The 17369-nt window shown below is 54.8% G+C and carries 11 protein-coding genes, 4 tRNA genes, 3 rRNA genes and 1 other annotated feature (1 of these 19 running past the window's edge); of the genes, 15 read left to right on the top strand and 3 right to left on the bottom strand.

Annotation, left to right across the window (positions count from 1 at the left end; genetic code table 11):
• Positions 1-157 (top strand) — a binding site (T-box leader); it begins 65 nt to the left of the window's first position.
• Between the two features lie 60 nt (positions 158-217).
• The 13 genes from ACNSPV_RS02490 (at position 218) to ACNSPV_RS02430 (ending at position 11933) form a co-directional block, all read left to right on the top strand.
• Positions 218-2923, top strand: a complete 2706-nt coding sequence (locus ACNSPV_RS02490; protein ID WP_339395302.1) for a valine--tRNA ligase — start codon at positions 218-220, stop codon at positions 2921-2923.
• 61 nt (positions 2924-2984) lie between these two features.
• The gene (locus tag ACNSPV_RS02485; RefSeq protein WP_348584736.1) at positions 2985-3437 is read left to right on the top strand and encodes a VanZ family protein; all 453 of its coding nucleotides are present in this window, start codon (positions 2985-2987) and stop codon (positions 3435-3437) included.
• Positions 3438-3440: 3 nt separating this feature from the next.
• Positions 3441-4706: a folylpolyglutamate synthase gene (locus tag ACNSPV_RS02480; RefSeq protein WP_339395300.1), complete on the top strand. Its 1266-nt coding sequence runs from the start codon at positions 3441-3443 to the stop codon at positions 4704-4706.
• A gap of 93 nt (positions 4707-4799) precedes the next feature.
• Positions 4800-5117 carry an STAS domain-containing protein gene (locus ACNSPV_RS02475; protein WP_249238204.1) on the top strand — a complete coding sequence of 106 codons (318 nt, stop codon included), beginning with the start codon at positions 4800-4802 and terminating at the stop codon, positions 5115-5117.
• A 4-nt stretch (positions 5118-5121) separates the two neighbouring features.
• On the top strand, positions 5122-5556 hold the full coding sequence (gene spoIIAB, locus ACNSPV_RS02470; RefSeq protein ID WP_339395299.1) for an anti-sigma F factor: 435 nt from the start codon (positions 5122-5124) through the stop codon (positions 5554-5556).
• A gap of 28 nt (positions 5557-5584) precedes the next feature.
• Positions 5585-6259 carry a sigma-70 family RNA polymerase sigma factor gene (locus ACNSPV_RS02465; protein ID WP_249238206.1) on the top strand — a complete coding sequence of 225 codons (675 nt, stop codon included), beginning with the start codon at positions 5585-5587 and terminating at the stop codon, positions 6257-6259.
• A gap of 439 nt (positions 6260-6698) precedes the next feature.
• A 16S ribosomal RNA gene (locus ACNSPV_RS02460) occupies positions 6699-8209 on the top strand.
• 120 nt (positions 8210-8329) lie between these two features.
• A tRNA-Ala gene (locus ACNSPV_RS02455) sits at positions 8330-8405 on the top strand.
• A gap of 3 nt (positions 8406-8408) precedes the next feature.
• Positions 8409-8485 (top strand) — tRNA-Ile (locus ACNSPV_RS02450).
• A 207-nt stretch (positions 8486-8692) separates the two neighbouring features.
• Positions 8693-11527 (top strand): 23S ribosomal RNA (locus ACNSPV_RS02445).
• Positions 11528-11655: 128 nt separating this feature from the next.
• Positions 11656-11772 (top strand): 5S ribosomal RNA (gene rrf / locus ACNSPV_RS02440).
• The 16S, 23S and 5S rRNA genes sit together here with 4 tRNA genes alongside, the layout of an rRNA operon.
• 7 nt (positions 11773-11779) lie before the next feature.
• Positions 11780-11851, top strand: a tRNA-Glu gene (locus tag ACNSPV_RS02435).
• Positions 11852-11857: 6 nt separating this feature from the next.
• A tRNA-Lys gene (locus ACNSPV_RS02430) sits at positions 11858-11933 on the top strand.
• 162 nt (positions 11934-12095) lie between these two features.
• Here the strand turns inward: ACNSPV_RS02430 and ACNSPV_RS02425 are convergent.
• Genes ACNSPV_RS02425 through ACNSPV_RS02415 form a run of 3 tightly spaced genes read right to left on the bottom strand, consistent with a single transcriptional unit; the run spans position 12096 to position 15123 of the window.
• The gene (locus ACNSPV_RS02425; RefSeq protein ID WP_418268250.1) at positions 12096-13484 is read right to left on the bottom strand and encodes a site-specific integrase; all 1389 of its coding nucleotides are present in this window, start codon (positions 13482-13484) and stop codon (positions 12096-12098) included.
• Between the two features lie 16 nt (positions 13485-13500).
• On the bottom strand, positions 13501-13815 hold the full coding sequence (locus ACNSPV_RS02420) for a helix-turn-helix domain-containing protein (RefSeq protein WP_370866644.1): 315 nt from the start codon (positions 13813-13815) through the stop codon (positions 13501-13503).
• Positions 13816-13857: 42 nt separating this feature from the next.
• Complete coding sequence (locus ACNSPV_RS02415) at positions 13858-15123, bottom strand: plasmid recombination protein (RefSeq protein ID WP_348584066.1); 1266 nt, start codon at positions 15121-15123, stop codon at positions 13858-13860.
• Between the two features lie 674 nt (positions 15124-15797).
• On the opposite strand from ACNSPV_RS02415, the gene ACNSPV_RS02410 reads away from it, so the two are divergent.
• Both ACNSPV_RS02410 and ACNSPV_RS02405 read left to right on the top strand, forming a co-directional pair.
• On the top strand, positions 15798-16628 hold the full coding sequence (locus ACNSPV_RS02410; protein WP_207697963.1) for a helix-turn-helix domain-containing protein: 831 nt from the start codon (positions 15798-15800) through the stop codon (positions 16626-16628).
• Positions 16612-17277: a sigma-70 family RNA polymerase sigma factor gene (locus ACNSPV_RS02405; RefSeq protein ID WP_207697964.1), complete on the top strand. Its 666-nt coding sequence runs from the start codon at positions 16612-16614 to the stop codon at positions 17275-17277. Before ACNSPV_RS02410 ends, ACNSPV_RS02405 begins: the two co-directional genes overlap by 17 nt.
• Positions 17278-17369 lie beyond the last annotated feature (92 nt).

The following is a 17369-nucleotide window of genomic DNA, read 5'->3' as shown; positions in this document are numbered from 1 at the left end:
CCGGTACGGTCGGGCGGTGTGCTGTCACTTTGGAGCAGGAGCGGTGAGCTGAAGAGCAAGCCGCTCTCGGAGCTGTCCCACGTTACCGGGGCATCAAGGGGCGCAGGATGCTCTGCGCAATTTGGGTGGTACCGCGGTTATTACAGCCGTCCCATGGAACGTTCCGTGGGACGGCTTTTTTTCGTCCCACTTCATCATTTTTTACTGGGAGGACCCTATGAAAGAACTTGCAAAACAGTACGATCCCAGCCAGGTGGAAGACCGCATCTACCAGTTCTGGCTGGACGGCGGCTACTTCCACACGAAGGCAGACCCCGACAAGAAACCCTACACCATCGTCATGCCGCCCCCGAACGTTACCGGTCAGCTGCACATGGGCCATGCGGTGGATAACACCATGCAGGACATCCTCATCCGCACCAAGCGGATGCAGGGCTATGCCGCCCTGTGGGTGCCCGGCACCGACCACGCCTCGATTGCCACCGAGGCCAAGGTGGTGGAGGCCATGCGTGCCGAGGGCCTGACCAAGGAGATGGTGGGCCGCGATGGTTTTCTGGACCGTGCATGGGCATGGAAGACCAAGTTCGGCAACCGCATCGTCAGCCAGCTGAAGAAGCTGGGCAGCAGCTGCGACTGGGAGCGCGAGCGCTTTACCATGGACGAGGGCTGCTCTGAAGCCGTCAAGGAAGTGTTCGTGCGTCTGTACGACAAGGGCCTGATCTACCGCGGCAACCGCATGGTCAACTGGTGCCCCCACTGCAACACCTCCATTTCTGACGCCGAGGTGGAGTACGAGGAGAAGGACGGCAGCTTCTGGCACCTGCTGTACCCGGTCAAGGAGACCGGCGAGATGCTGGAGCTGGCTACCACCCGTCCCGAGACCATGCTGGGCGATACCGCTGTTGCCATCAACGGTGACGACCCCCGCTATGCCCATCTGCACGGCTGCCATGTGGTGCTGCCCCTGCTGAACAAGGAGATCCCCATTGTCTGCGATGAGCACGCCGACATGACCAAGGGCACCGGTGTGGTCAAGATCACCCCCGCCCACGACCCCAACGACTTTGAGGTGGGCCTGCGCCACAACCTGCCCATCGTGCGTGTGTTCACCTATGACGGTCACATGACCGGCGCTGCCGACAAGGCTGCTGCCGATGCTCTGTTCGCCGCCGGCAAGAACACCATCAACGAGCCTGAGGTGCTGGACTGCGGCAAGTACGCCGGCATGACCACCCTCGAGGCCCGCAAGGCCATTCTGGCCGATCTGGAAGCAGGCGGCTTCCTGAAGGAGATCGAGCCCCTCAAGCACGAGGTGGGCACCTGCTACCGCTGCCACTCCACCATCGAGCCCATGGTGTCCAAGCAGTGGTTCGTCAAGATGGAGCCGCTGGCAAAGCCCGCCATCGAGAGCGTGGAGAAGGGCGAGATCAAGTTCGTGCCCGAGCGCTTCACCAAGAACTATATGAACTGGATGAAGAACACCCGCGACTGGTGCATCAGCCGTCAGCTGTGGTGGGGCCATCAGATCCCGGCATGGTACTGCGATGACTGCGGCGAGACCGTGGTGGCAAAGTCCGCTCCCTGTGCCTGCCCCAAGTGCGGCAGCGCAAAGCTGACCCAGGACCCCGATACGCTGGATACCTGGTTCTCCTCCGCTCTGTGGCCCTTCAGCACGCTGGGCTGGCCCAATGAGGAGAGCGAAGACCTCAAGTATTTCTATCCCACCAACACCCTCGTCACCGGCTACGACATCATCGGCTTCTGGGTCAGCCGCATGATCTTCTCCGGTCTGGCCTACACCGGCAAGGCACCCTTCAGCACTGTCTGCATCCACGGCATCGTGCGCGACAGTCAGGGCCGCAAGATGTCCAAGAGCCTTGGCAACGGCATCGACCCGCTGGAGGTCATTGCCCAGTACGGCGCAGACGCCCTGCGCTTTATGCTGGTGGACGGCTCCACCCCGGGCAATGACATGCGCTATATCGAAAAGAAGGTGGAGGCTGCCCGCAACTTTGCCAATAAGCTGTGGAACGCTACCCGTTTTGTGCTGATGAACCTGCCCGAGGACTTTGAGCCGGGCCTGCCCAGCGAGGAGATGCTGGACATGAGCGACAAGTGGGTGCTCACCAAGCTGAATCAGGTGGCCGGTGCCATGACCGACAACCTCGACCACTACGAGATGGGTCTGGCCGCTGCCAAGATCAACAGCTTCATCTGGGACGTCTACTGCGACTGGTTTATCGAGATCGCAAAGCCCCGCCTGAATTCCGGCGACGCACAGCAGGCCGACACTGCCCGCCGCGTGCTGGTGTATGTGCTGGATAAGGCCCTCAAGCTGCTGCATCCCTTCATGCCCTTCATCACCGAGGAGCTGTATCAGGCTCTGCCCGGCTCTGCCGAGACCATCATGACCCAGAGCTGGCCCACCTTCGATGAAGCTCACAACTGGGCTGACGAAGAGGAAGCCTTTGAAAAAGTCATGGACTACATCAAGGCCGTGCGTACCATGCGCACTGAGATGAATGTCCACCCCGCCAAAAAGACCAGCATGATCATCGAGACTGCCGATGCAGCACCCTTCCAGAAGGCACAGGTCTATCTGGCAAAGTTCGCCTTTGCCACCGATGTGACCTTTACCGAGAAGTATGAGGGCAGCACCGACGGCATGGTGCAGGTGTCCACCCACGCTGCACGCGGCTTCATCCCCATGATGGAGCTCATCGACCGCGACAAGGAGCTGGCACGTCTGAACAAGGAAAAGGCCAAGGCCGAAAAGGAAATGGCCATGTTCGCAAACCAGCTGAACAACCCCAAGTTTGTGGAGCGCGCTCCGGCGGCACTGGTGGAGGAGATCCGCAATAAATACGCCAAGAGTCAGGACAAGCTCGCCAACATTGAACAGAGCATCAAGGCTCTGGGCTGATTTGAGCGGGGGTCGTCATAGCAGCGCACAGTGCGCTTTTCCGTGGGTCGCTGCAGGGCGGGTGCTCTTTACTCTTGCCCTCCTTGGCTGCATCGTGTTCATCTTTTCCAATTCCATGAAGATCGGCGAGGTCTCTCAGGGCTCCAGCGGCCGGGTGCTTGCCCTGCTGCAGGGAGTGCTGCGCCGTCTGGGCCATCCGGCCCTTGCCCAGCGCCTGACGGATCACATCGTGCGCAAGCTGGCGCATTTCTGCGAGTATACGCTGGAAGGCTTCCTGCTCATGCTGTGCATGCGGGTGTACACCCGGAGCTACATCTGGCACATCAGCGTGCCGCTGCTGGGCGGCGTGCTCACCGCACTGGCCGATGAGACCATCCAGATCTACTCGCCGGGCCGCAGCAGTCAGGTCACGGATGTGTGGCTGGACTCTGCCGGTGTGCTGGCAGGCATCCTTGCAGCGCTGGTGCTCATGGCGTTGTGCGGGCTGCTGTTTCATCATCGTAATAAGGAGTAACCAATGACCATCGAACAGGCAAATCAGTATTTTGCCGCCCTGCCGGACGGCTTTGCCTCCACCGAACAGCTGCGCACCGCGTTCACCGCGCCGGTGCAGAAGGTGCAGTTTGTGGGTGTGGCGGGCACGGCGGGCAAGACTGTGGTGGCCCGCCTGCTGGCGGCCATCCTGCACGCACAGGGCATCCATGCGGGTCTGTATCATGCGGGTTCCCGCCCGCTGTCGGAGCGCATCTGCATCGATGATGCTCCGGTGGACGAGGGCCTGCTGGCCTTGACGGCAGAAGCTCTTTCCGCCGCCGAGGCTCTGCCCCGGGACGCAGCAGAGCTGGCAGCAGCGGCCAACTGCTTTGGCGCAGCGGGCTGCACGCTGGCCGTGGTGGAGCTGCCGGATGCGGGCCTTGCCGAAGCGCTGCCCGGTATGCCGGTGTGCGCCGTCACCTCGGTCGGCCCGGACGGCGTGAGCCGCTCGGTGGAGCGCCTTGCCGCACTGGCGGCAGGTGTCATGCGCAAGGGCAGTATCTGCGTCACCGCGCCGGAGCAGCCTAAGGCAGTGCTGAGCGAGCTCATTGTAGCCGCAGGAAAATGCGGCTGTGAGCTGGTGGTGCCGGACCCGGAGGATATCACCTTTCTGGAAGCGGAAAAGTTTGCCAGCAAGGTGGACTACGGCGGGTACACTGTGCCGCTGGCCTTTCTGGGCCGTCACGCAGCAGGCAACGCCGCTGTGGCTGTGGAGCTTTCGCTGGCGCTCTGCCGCAAGGACTTCGACATTACAGATGAAGCCATTCTGGAGGGTCTGGCGGCGGTGGAAAACCGCAGCAGCATCCGGGTGGTCTCGCAGCGCCCGCTGGTCATTCTGGATGCCTGCCGCACTCCGCAGCAGGCAGCAGCTCTGCTGCGGGTGCTCAACATGGCCAAGGTGCGCCATATGAGTGCCATCATCGGCCTGACCGAAGAAGAAGGCGCCGAAGCATTCTTCTCCGCGCTGGAGACCGGCCTGACCCCGGAGGAACAGAAGAAGGATAAGTCCACCATGCCCGGCATGAGCGAGAATCCCTTTGATAAGGTGTATCTCGTCACGCCGCAGGGCACGGATACTGCTCTTACCGAGCGTCTGACCGAGAAGGCAAAGTATCACTTTGATGCGGAGCTGTGTGCCACTCTGGCCGAAGCGGTCAGACTGGCGCATGCCAACACCCGCCGCGGACTGCTGGTCTGCGGCAGTGAGGCTGCCGCACTGGAAGCTGCCGAACTGCTGGCAAACAGCTGAGCCGACACGCTTCCCTAAAAAATAAACGAAAGATCCCGTACACTGGAACTATGTGTACGGGATCTTTTATTTTGCAAAGGAGATGGACAAACCATGGCAACGGTAAGCTTCAGCCCGGCGGGCGAAGTGCTTTACGCCTATCTTGCAGGCGAGATCGACCACGATGCAGCGCAGAGCTTGCGCATCCAGCTGGATGATGCACTGGTCAGCCGCACCCCGCAGACCATGATCCTGGACTTTGGCGGGGTGGGATTTATGGATTCATCCGGCGTGGGGCTGATCCTGGGCCGTCAGCGCATTGCCCGCACGCTGGGCACGGCCCTGCGGGTGCAGCACACACCGTCCCAGATGGCAAAGGTGCTGCAACTGGCCCGCATCCCCTGTACGGACACAGAACAGAAGGAGGAATGACCTTATGAAAGCGGAAAATACGACAAAGCTCCAGTTCGACTCCCTCAGCGTGAACGAAAGCTACGCCCGGGGCGCTGCGGCAGCCTTTCTTGCCCGGTACGACCCCACCGTGCCGCAGCTGGCCGACATCAAAACGGCAGTGTCCGAAGCGGTGACCAACTGCATCGTCCATGCCTACCCGGATCACATCGGGCCGGTGGTCATGAGCATCGCGGTCTATCCCGGCCGGGAGGTGCATATCACGGTGTCGGACAAGGGAGTGGGCATCCCGGATATCCCGCAGGCCATGGAACCGCTGTTCACCACCGGCAACCCGGAGGAACGCTCCGGGCTGGGCTTTGCGGTGATGCAGAGCTTTATGGATAAGGTCAAGGTGACATCCAGACCCGGCAAAGGAACAAAGGTGCTGCTCATCAAGCGTCTGGCCCAGCGGGAATGATACATAAACAGGAAAGGCGGGCAGAAGCATGGTATCCGATAAGACCCGGAGGGACGCATTCATTGAACAGAACCTTGGACTGGTACACGCCTGCGCGGGGCGCTTCCGTGGGCGCGGCATGGAATACGATGATCTGTACAGTGCCGGATGCATGGGTCTTGTCAAAGCCTGCGATCACTTCGACGAAAACCGCGGCGTCTGCTTTTCCACCTATGCGGTGCCGGTGATCCTGGGCGAGATCAAAAAGCTGTTCCGGGACGGCGGCACCGTCAAGGTGAGCCGGTCTCTCAAGGAGCTTGGCATGCGGGTGCAGGCGGCACGGGAACATCATATGAAGCTCTGCGGCACAGAACCAACTCTCTCACAGCTGGCAGAAGAACTGGATGAACCGGTGGAGAACATCACCCTTGCCATTCAGGCGGCACAGCCTGCCATGAGCCTGACCCCGGAAAATACAGAGGATGGAGACCGGCAGCTGGATATCCCGGTGGATTCTCCGGAAGAAGCACTGGCCGAGCGTATCAGTCTGGAAGAGGTGCTCAGGGCTCTGCCGGAACAGGACCAGCAGCTGATCCGGCTGCGCTTTTATGGCAATAAGACCCAGAGCGAGACCGCGAAGGTGCTGCATACCACGCAGGTGCAGATCTCCCGGCGGGAACGCAGGATATTATCCCTGCTCCGGCGCCGCCTTTTGGAAGATTAGGTGTCATAATTTCCAGATTGAAAGGAAAAAACTGGGCAAAATGTAAAAAGCCGGATTTTTCAAAAAAATATGAAGAAAAAGCTTGCTTTTTGTAAAGGGCTGTGCTAAAATACATTACTGTCAGGCGGACGTCCGACAGAATGAAACAGTTCAGAACAGACGTCCTAACGTGAAGAATCGATGAGCTTCGACAAGAAACTCAAAAATAATTCAAAAAAGTGCTTGACAACTTATCACGAAAGTGATAAAATAAATAAGCTATCAGCCGCAAGGCTGAGGCGCACAGGACCTTGAAAATTGAACAATATCGAAAAACTTGTAAGGAACCTTTATGTGTTTGGAAAAACACTTAAAACAATTCCAAAAGTAATTCACACAGGACGCAAGCGATTGCGTGCTGAGCGAACAAGATTTAACACTTTTTAAGTGATAAATATCATTTATAAAGAGTTTGATCCTGGCTCAGGACGAACGCTGGCGGCGCGCCTAACACATGCAAGTCGAACGAGCGAGAGAGAGCTTGCTTTCTCGAGCGAGTGGCGAACGGGTGAGTAACGCGTGAGGAACCTGCCTCAAAGAGGGGGACAACAGTTGGAAACGACTGCTAATACCGCATAAGCCCACGGGTCGGCATCGACCAGAGGGAAAAGGAGCAATCCGCTTTGAGATGGCCTCGCGTCCGATTAGCTGGTTGGTGAGGTAATGGCCCACCAAGGCGACGATCGGTAGCCGGACTGAGAGGTTGAACGGCCACATTGGGACTGAGACACGGCCCAGACTCCTACGGGAGGCAGCAGTGGGGAATATTGCACAATGGGGGAAACCCTGATGCAGCGACGCCGCGTGGAGGAAGAAGGTCTTCGGATTGTAAACTCCTGTTGTTGGGGAAGATAATGACGGTACCCAACAAGGAAGTGACGGCTAACTACGTGCCAGCAGCCGCGGTAAAACGTAGGTCACAAGCGTTGTCCGGAATTACTGGGTGTAAAGGGAGCGCAGGCGGGAAGACAAGTTGGAAGTGAAATCTATGGGCTCAACCCATAAACTGCTTTCAAAACTGTTTTTCTTGAGTAGTGCAGAGGTAGGCGGAATTCCCGGTGTAGCGGTGGAATGCGTAGATATCGGGAGGAACACCAGTGGCGAAGGCGGCCTACTGGGCACCAACTGACGCTGAGGCTCGAAAGTGTGGGTAGCAAACAGGATTAGATACCCTGGTAGTCCACACCGTAAACGATGATTACTAGGTGTTGGAGGATTGACCCCTTCAGTGCCGCAGTTAACACAATAAGTAATCCACCTGGGGAGTACGACCGCAAGGTTGAAACTCAAAGGAATTGACGGGGGCCCGCACAAGCAGTGGAGTATGTGGTTTAATTCGACGCAACGCGAAGAACCTTACCAAGTCTTGACATCCCTTGACAGACATAGAAATATGTATTCTCTTCGGAGCAAGGAGACAGGTGGTGCATGGTTGTCGTCAGCTCGTGTCGTGAGATGTTGGGTTAAGTCCCGCAACGAGCGCAACCCTTATGGTCAGTTACTACGCAAGAGGACTCTGGCCAGACTGCCGTTGACAAAACGGAGGAAGGTGGGGATGACGTCAAATCATCATGCCCTTTATGACTTGGGCTACACACGTACTACAATGGCGTTAAACAAAGAGAAGCAAGACCGCGAGGTGGAGCAAAACTCAGAAACAACGTCCCAGTTCGGACTGCAGGCTGCAACTCGCCTGCACGAAGTCGGAATTGCTAGTAATCGTGAATCAGCATGCCACGGTGAATACGTTCCCGGGCCTTGTACACACCGCCCGTCACACCATGAGAGCCGGGGGGACCCGAAGTCGGTAGTCTAACCGCAAGGAGGACGCCGCCGAAGGTAAAACTGGTGATTGGGGTGAAGTCGTAACAAGGTAGCCGTAGGAGAACCTGCGGCTGGATCACCTCCTTTCTAAGGAGTCAGGCGAAAGAGCGACATCAAAGATGGAGATCTTTCGGACAGGTAACAAACGAGTAGAGTAGATATTGTTCGATTTTGAGGGCCCTGAAAAGGGAACTCAATTCCTAATGTGGGGGTTTAGCTCAGCTGGGAGAGCACCTGCTTTGCAAGCAGGGGGTCAAGGGTTCGATTCCCTTAATCTCCACCACATGGGCCAATAGCTCAGCTGGCTAGAGCACACGACTGATAATCGTGAGGTCGATGGTTCGAGTCCATTTTGGCCCACCATGTGATGGAAATCAAAGTACCGGGAGACCGGGCTTTGAGCAACATCACCAAGACGTACCTTGAAAACTGAATAATAACTGCGAAACAAAGATTATAGTAAGTTCTTTTTTAAGAAATATTGCAATTTCAAAAGGAAGGGTAACAATAATCTTCGTTGGCAAGAGAGAATCAAGAGGATACCAAATGTTCTTAAAAGAACGTTTGAAAGGTCAAGCGAACAAGGGCGCAGGGCGAATGCCTTGGCACTGGGAGCCGATGAAAGACGTGATAAGCTGCGATAAGCTTCGGGGAGCTGCAAATAAGCATTGATCCGGAGATTTCTGAATGAGGAAACTCACCTGGGTTCATACTCAGGTACGTTATACTGAACTTCAAAATAGGTATATCGAGGGAACCGCCTGAACTGAAACATCTAAGTAGGGCGAGGAAGAGACATCAAACGAGATTCCGTAAGTAGTGGCGAGCGAACGCGGAAGAGGGCAAACCGAGAGTAGAAATACTTTCGGGGTACGGACTGCTTTTAGGACTTAATCTGTTAACCGAACGGCATGGGAAGGCCGGTCAGAGAGTGTGAGAACCACGTAGGTGAAAACGGAGAGAGCTGCGCAGGATCCAGAGTACGGCCAGACACGTGAAACCTGGTCGGAATACGGGGGGACCACCCTCCAACCCTAAATACTACCCAGTGACCGATAGCGTATAGTACTGTGAAGGAAAGGTGAAAAGCACCCCGGGAGGGGAGTGAAAAAGAACCTGAAACCCTGTGCCTACAAGCACCTAGAGCGCGTCAAAGCGTGATAGGGTACTTTTTGTAGAACGGTCCGGCGAGCGATTGTATGCAGCAAGGTTAAGGACTTAAGGTCTGGAGCCGAAGCGAAAGCGAGTTTGAAAAGGGCGTTAAGTTGCATATAATGGGCCCGAAACCGGGTGACCTACCCATGGTCAGGTTGAAGTGGAAGTAAAATTCCATGGAGGACCGAACCGACCTCCGTTGAAAAGGCGGCGGATGAACTGTGGGTAGCGGAGAAATTCCAATCGAACCCGGAGATAGCTGGTTCTCCCCGAAATAGTTTTAGGACTAGCCTCAAGTTAGATACCTGGAGGTAAAGCACTGAATAGCCTAGCGGCCGAGAGGTTAGCGAAGCTTATCAAACTCAGAATGCCAGAGTATTGATGCTTGGGAGTCAGACAGTGTCAGATAAATGTCATTGTCAAAAGGGAAACAGCCCAGATCTACAGCTAAGGTCCCAAAGTCAGGTTAAGTGGAAAACGATGTGAAGATACGCAGACAACCAGGATGTTGGCTCAGAAGCAGCCACTCATTCAAAGAGTGCGTAATAGCTCACTGGTCGAGCGTCTTTGCGCGGAGAATTTAACGGGGCTAAACCTGACACCGAAGCTTAGGCAATACAGCAATGTATTGGGTAGGGGAGCGTTGTATACGCGGTGAAACAGTAGCGTAAGCGGCTGTGGAGTGTATAGAAGTGAGAATGCCGGAATGAGTAGCGCGAATGCAGTGAGAATCTGCATGGCCGAAAGCCTCAGGTTTCTGGAGGAAGGTTCGTCCGCTCCAGGTCAGTCGGGAGCTAAGGTGAGGCCTAACGGCGTAGCCGATGCACAGACGGTAGAGATTCCGTCACCACCAAAAGAGTTAAACACAGGGACACATATGAAGTCTCGGAGCCGGGTGTTGGTTCCGGTAGCGATCGAGGGAAATTAGTACCGAAGTCCGGGATGGAAGATGGCGAGAAAAGCTGTGTGTATTTCTGCGGTGCCCGTACCGCAAACCGACACAGGTAGGTAGGAAGAAGATTCTAAGGCCAACGGGAGAAGGGTTGTTAAGGAACTCGGCAAATTGACCCCGTAACTTCGGGAGAAGGGGTGCTGCAGCAATGCAGCCGCAGAGAATCGGCCCAAGCAACTGTTTACCAAAAACACAGGTTTGTGCTAAATCGAAAGATGACGTATACGAGCTGACGCCTGCCCGGTGCTGGAAGGTTAAGAGGAGATGTGCAAGCATTGAATCGAAGCCCCAGTGAACGGCGGCCGTAACTATAACGGTCCTAAGGTAGCGAAATTCCTTGTCAGGTAAGTTCTGACCCGCATGAAAGGCGTAATGATTTGGGCACTGTCTCAACAGCCCGCCCGGCGAAATTGTAGTACCGGTGAAGATGCCGGTTACCCGCGACAAGACGGAAAGACCCCATGGAGCTTTACTGTAGCCTAATATTGGGTTTCGATGTTGCATGCACAGGATAGATGGGACTCTGGGAAGCAGGTGCTTTGGCGCTTGTGGAGAGGCCGTTGGGATACCATCCTTGCGATATTGGAATTCTAACCTGCGCCTTTGAATCAAGGCGGGGGACATTGTTAGGTGGGCAGTTTGACTGGGGCGGTCGCCTCCTAAAGAGTAACGGAGGCGTTCAAAGGTTCGCTCAGCTTGAACGGAAATCAAGCAAAAGAGTGCAAACGCAGAAGCGAGCCTAACTGCGAGACTGACGGGTCGAGCAGTAACGAAAGTTGGAGTTAGTGATCCGGTGGTATGTGAGTGGAAATGCCATCGCTCAACGGATAAAAGTTACCCTGGGGATAACAGGCTGATCTCCCCCAAGAGTCCACATCGACGGGGAGGTTTGGCACCTCGATGTCGGCTCATCGCATCCTGGGGCTGTATTCGGTCCCAAGGGTTTGGCTGTTCGCCAATTAAAGCGGTACGCGAGCTGGGTTCAGAACGTCGTGAGACAGTTCGGTCCCTATCTGTCGTGGGCGCAGGATATTTGATGGGAGCTGTTCCTAGTACGAGAGGACCGGAGCGGACGTACCTCTGGCGCACCAGTTGTTCTGCCAAGAGCATAGCTGGGCAACTATGTACGGATCGGATAAACGCTGAAAGCATCTAAGCGTGAAGCCGACCCAAAGATAAGATATCCCATTGTTTCAAACAAGTAAGACCCCTTGAAGACTACAAGGTTGATAGGCACGATGTGTAAGTGGAGCAATCCATTCAGCAAGCGTGTACTAATAGGTCGAGGGCTTGACCACAATTCGCTTGAGACTCTCAAGAGTCAACGAAAAAATGCTAGCAGTGATTATTCAGTTTTGAAGGCACGTCCTTCTAAGAAACACTGGACAAAGTAGACCAGTTATGGTATACTGAACCAGTCAGATCGGTCGGTGTCAATGACGGTGAGGTTCCACCTGTTCCCATTCCGAACACAGAAGTTAAGCTCACTTGTGCCGAAGATAGTTCGCTGGAAACGGCGCGTGAAAATAGGTAGTCGCCGACTTTTATATGGCCCGTTGGTCAAGCGGTTAAGACAGAGGCCTCTCACGCCTTTAACATCGGTTCGATTCCGGTACGGGTCATCATATGCACCTCTAGCTCAGTTGGTAGAGCAACTGACTCTTAATCAGTGGGCCCAGGGTTCGAGTCCCTGGAGGTGCACCAATAAAAGAGCGTTGAATCGTAAGATTTGACGCTCTTTTTCGTTATGTAACCCCGAAAATTCGGGGCTTGCACGGTCAATGCACGGTTTTTGCACGGTCGGCTTTTTCGTGGGAATCCTCTGCATGGGCTGGAATTGCTTTGAAATGCGTGGTAAATTTTGCATCAGGTCAGAAGAGCCAGACGGAGCTGCGCCTTTACTTCGGGGTCTGCGTTCTTCAGAAGTTCCAGCAGAGCAGTCATAGAGATGGTCGGTTCGCCTGCGGCGGGTACAGCCTGTGGGCTGGGGCTTTCGGACTTAGCATAGAACCCTTCCTCGAACTTCTTCCCCAGTTCAACACGAGAGGACTGCTGGATATGGGCGTAGGTGTTCACCAGCATATCTGCCGTAGCGTGTCCAGTGGTTCCCTGAACGGCCTTCACATCGCCGCCGGAGATCATCAGCTGATAAGTCGCACTGGAATGCCGCAGACCGTGGAACACAATACGAGGGAACTCCGGGTGTGCATCCTGCCATTTGAGGAACTTTTTGCGAATCAGCACAGGCTCCACAGCCAGACCGTTGGGCAGACGGAACAGCATTCCGCTGTCATGGTAGCGTGCCGGATTTTTCATCTCGTCTGCCGCCAGCTGATTCAGCCACTTCTTCAGTTCCTCTTTCAGAGCAGAGGTCATGAAGATGGTACGGCAGGAGGACGCCGTTTTGGTGCTTTTCAGGATGAGAGAAGTGGTGCTGCGTTCCAGCTTGTCCGGGAATACCTTGATGATGCAGCCGTCGTCTACCTGATTCAGGGCTTCTTTACGCACTCGCTGCATGGATTTGTTGATACGGAATGTTCCGATGCCGTCCGCAGCGTCAAAGTCAATATCCTCTGGGGTCAGACCTACGATCTCGCCCTCTCGCAGTGCGCCCACCAGTGTGAGGTGGACTGCCAGATGCAGGATAGGGTCATCCATGCTGTCCAGAGCCGCCCGCATTTCCTCTACCGTCCAGATGGAGCGCTCCTGCGTGGACTTCTTGGGGCTGTCCACGGGAACAGGACTTTTGACAAGAATGCCCCATTCCACGGCGTACTGGAACGCTGTGCCCAGCAGCCGATGCACCTCATGGATCGTCGTGCCGGAAAGGAACCGCTGTTTCTGCTTTTCGGTCAATTCCTGCTTCTTTCCCTCGATATACGAACCGCAGGGCGTTTTGCTCAGGGTCGTATAGAGGTTTTCCATGTGGTAGGGCTTGAGTTTCTGCATCTCCATGCTGCCGATATAGGGGATAATAAGGTTCTGAATGGTGGAAAGATTGGATTCGTAGGTTTTGGGGGCCCACTTGTGCTTGCTGCACTGCTTGGGCAGCCAATCCATGAGGAACTCTGCTACCGTCACAGAGGACGGAATCAGGAATGTGCCAGCTGCCAGTTCATGCTCGATTTGCTTCTTTCGGTTCGTTGCCTCCTCTTTTGTGGGAAAACTTTCCCATTTGTCGCAGCTCTTGCCGTGTTCATCTTCGTAGGTGTATCGGACGCTGTAAGAGTTGCCGCGCTTCGTAATATATGCCATACTGTTTGCCTCCTTATCAAGCTGCCCGGTAGAGCCACGCATCGAAACTGTCTTTCGGTACACGGATGCTTCCGCCTACCCGTAGGACACGGAATTCGGTGGTGCTGTTGCACAGGTTGTAAGCAGAGCGCAGGCTGATGGCCAGCATTCGTGCAATATCGTTCACCGTGTACACCAGCTTCGTGGTTTCCGGGCTGTCAGTCGGAGACTTGACGGCATTGGTTTGAGTGACCACCTCCATTGTAGTGGGATTCAAGTCCTTTTGCAAGAACTTTTTCGTATAATCGGAAGATTGCACAGGGACGTTCATAGAATTACGGTCAAAATCCATAAGCATTGCTCCTTATATTGTCATATCATCTAAAAATTCAGATTAAAGTTCTACATCCTGCCTACGCCTGTGGTTTCGTTGCTGCACATTCATGGTGCGCTCCTGCTTGGGGGCAAGAATCTTTTCCAGAAAGCCGCGCACCAGTTCCGGCGCACGGTGGAGGGCATCCAGATAGGGCTTCACCTCGTACCAGAGTTCATGATACTTTTGACCCCAATGGGCTGCTTCCTTCTTGGCCGTGGAAAGTTCTTCTTTCAGGCGGCGGTTCTCCACGTCCATCATATAGCCGTGGTCAGCCTGCTTTTTCAGCTTGGAGAATTCTTCCTCGGTCAGCGAGTAGTTGCCGAGAAAGGTGCGCTTGCCAATATAATCCAGATCACGCGCATGAATGAGGGCTTCTTTCGTGAGCGTGGCCTTTTTCTGAACGGCGGCAAGCTCTTTCTCCTTTTTGGAGAGGGTTTGGCAGGTTTTAGCAAGCGACTGCGCCTGCTGGTTGGCTTGAGCAGTCAGGGCGTCCAGCCGTTCCTGCTCCCTCTGGACTTTAAACTGGGTGACAGTCAAGTGTTCTTCGGTGCTGCCGCGTTCACCGCGCTCTACATCCGTATACCCGGCATTGCGCATATAGTTGAAGAAATCGTCTTGCAGGACGCTGTACGACTTCTTCAGGACTGGTTTGCCGTTCTTTTGCAGCACAGGCTTTCCGGCATCGTCCAGCAGGGGCTTGGATGCCCACTTCTTGCTTCGGCTGACCTGCATGACGGTCTCCTTGACTGTGCCGACCAACGCCTTGTCCTTGCAGCGTTTCGACCAGAGGATCTGCTTTTCAACCACGGGCACATAGACCACATGGAGGTGGTAGTGGTAGACCTCCCGGCCTAATGCTTCGGTCATGGCACGGTTGACCTCATCGGCGTGCATGACTGCCGAGAGGATATACTGCTCACCACCCACGATTTGCACAGCAGCTTTGTAGGCATCCTCATAGAACTGCTTGGCGAACTCATAGCCGCCGTGGTTGTCAAAATAGGCAGAGTTGACATCAAAGACAAGCTCGCAATAATGGGTGGCATCCGGCTTCAGGCCGCGCGTTGAAATCGTGCCAGCGGTTTCCAGTTGGGAGAACAGGTCGGTGTAGCTGGCGGTTGGCTTTTTGAAGTGGACGTTCCATGCAGTGCGCTGGGGGATGATGTCGGGGTTCCGGTAGCTGTCCTTTTCGCGCTCGTTGTGCTGCTGGGTGTTGTCAACGGCTTTGTCTGAAACGGCGAGATTTCGGACACTGGTGCGGTCAATACCATCATTTCTTGCCAAAGGGCATCCCTCCTTTCGGGGTTCATCGAGAGGTGACGGGGAACGAAGATGCACTTCTTCGGAAGTGTAATAACCCACTATGACACTTTCATCCCTATGGTCTGCAAAGTGTAGTGGGCTCTCCGAGGGGGAACGTCTCCTGCGGGAGAGTTACAATCAAGTTCGCACAATGCGAACTTGATTGCTCCGTACGCATCCGAAAAAATCGCGTACGGAGTTCAAATAACCTGTACGGTTCGTACGGTGTACGGAAACCCGAAATATAAACGATAACACGCCTTAATTTATCTCGATTTGCCGTACGGGTGCGTACAAGTACAGACCGTACAGGTTGTACGAACTTCTTCCGTGAAAAAATGCACTTTTTATGGACAGGGGTGGACAAGCGGCTCGATGCCCACAAAGCCCCGCACCCTGCGGCCACCGGGCAGGGCGATGTTATGTACTGCACCAGAGTCCCTAGCGTGGGAACTCTGGTGTTTTTTGCTTCCTGCCTGAATATACGGAAAATTTTGCAGGAAAGGCGAAAAAGCGGCAGAACTGCAACGGAAAAAGAAAAAAGCCCTTACCGGTTGCAGGATTGCAACAGCAAGGGCGGAGAGGAAACCGTATATTGAACAAAACGGAAGAGCGTATTATAATGAGGAAAAAGCTCAAAAAGGAGGGCCGACCACATGGCACAGGAATATCTGCCCGCACCATCCAACATCCGTCTTGCGGACTTGATGAAAGAGCACAACATCAGCCAACCAGAACTCGCCAAGGAGATCGGCTGCTCCAAGAGCACCATCAGCCGTTTTATTAGTGGTGCGAAAGGAACCCTGACCCATGAGCAGGTGCTAAAGATTGCAAGGCTGTTCAAAGTGTCCACGGATTTCCTGCTGGGAGAAACCAACATCCCCGACCGCAAAAATTACGACATTGCCGAACTGGGCTTGTCCGTAGAAGCCGCAAAGAACCTCTACACAGGGCGCATCAATGCGGAGGTGGTCAACCTGCTGCTGGAAAACGCTCGCTTCGCAGAACTTACTTACCGCATATCGCAGTATTTTGATGATACTTTTGCGTCTGGTATCGCAGCACAGAATGCCATGCTTTCCACCCTGAGCAATCTGCTTCGCACGAAGGTCAAGACCCCGGAAGCAGCCAAAGCCGCAAAGGACATCAGCCTTCGGAGAAAGCCAGTATACCAAGGTGACCTTGATGACATTGAGATGTACTTCATGGCAGCGGTCAAGGAAATCAAAAAGGGCATCGGGAGCCATTACGCCGAACAGGAAGCCATGAGCAAGAAAGTGGCCGAGAAGATGTTCAATGAACTGACCAAGGGGCAGGATGTGCAGCACCCAACGATTACGGCAGAGCAGCTGACGGATGCAATGTTGGACAGTGTTTCGGGCATGGAGGGAGCTACGCCGGAAGCACTGGAACAGCTGCGGAACGGTCTGCTGGAAATCTTGCAGTCTGCCGCAGAGCAGGAAAACGCCCATGAAGCAGACGAATGAACGGCTTTGTGCGCTGGCACAGAAAGGCGATGCCGCCGCACTGGACAGCCTGATTGAAAACAACAAGTCCTTTATTGGCAAGGTGGCAAATGACCTCTTCCGCAGCATGAATCTGGCACAGTCTGGCCTGAACCTTGACACGAACGATTTGAAACAAGCGGGCAATCTGGGCTTATGGAAAGCTGTGCCGAAGTTCGATGCGGCGCGCGGCATGAAGTTCCTGACCTACGCAGCTCCGGCCATCCGCAACGCCATGATGGACATGGTGCGGGATGCCTTTGCCGCTTTTGAGCAGCGGATGGTGACGGAAGACAAGGACGGCGTCTGCTACCAGCGCGTTTCGCTGGATGAGGTTCTGCCGGGAGAAGAGCAGCTGCGGCGTATCGAAGCCATAGCCGACCCTTATGCCATGCAGCCGCAGAGTATTATGGAAGAGCAGGAATCGCGCCGGGAACTGTACGATGGCCTGAAACGGCTGACCCAACGGGAGCAGACCTATCTGCTGTACCGCTATGGCTTCACCGATGGCGAGGAACATCCGCTGATCGGCACGGCGATATACTTTCACCTGACAAAAGGCCGCGCAAAAAAGACGGAGGAACAGGTCATGGATAATTTGTGGCTGGAACTGCCGTGGTGGTTTCTTTGAATAAAAAGAAAAAATCGTGATTGTGCTACAAGTTTTCTGGAAATTTATGTGCAGCTATACGATTTTGAAAAATTTTGTGGACAAACGAAATA

Source organism: Faecalibacterium sp. 3 (genome assembly GCF_048323735.1).
GTDB lineage: Bacteria > Bacillota > Clostridia > Oscillospirales > Ruminococcaceae > Faecalibacterium > Faecalibacterium wellingii.
This window is presented reverse-complemented; position numbering and strand designations above follow the sequence as displayed.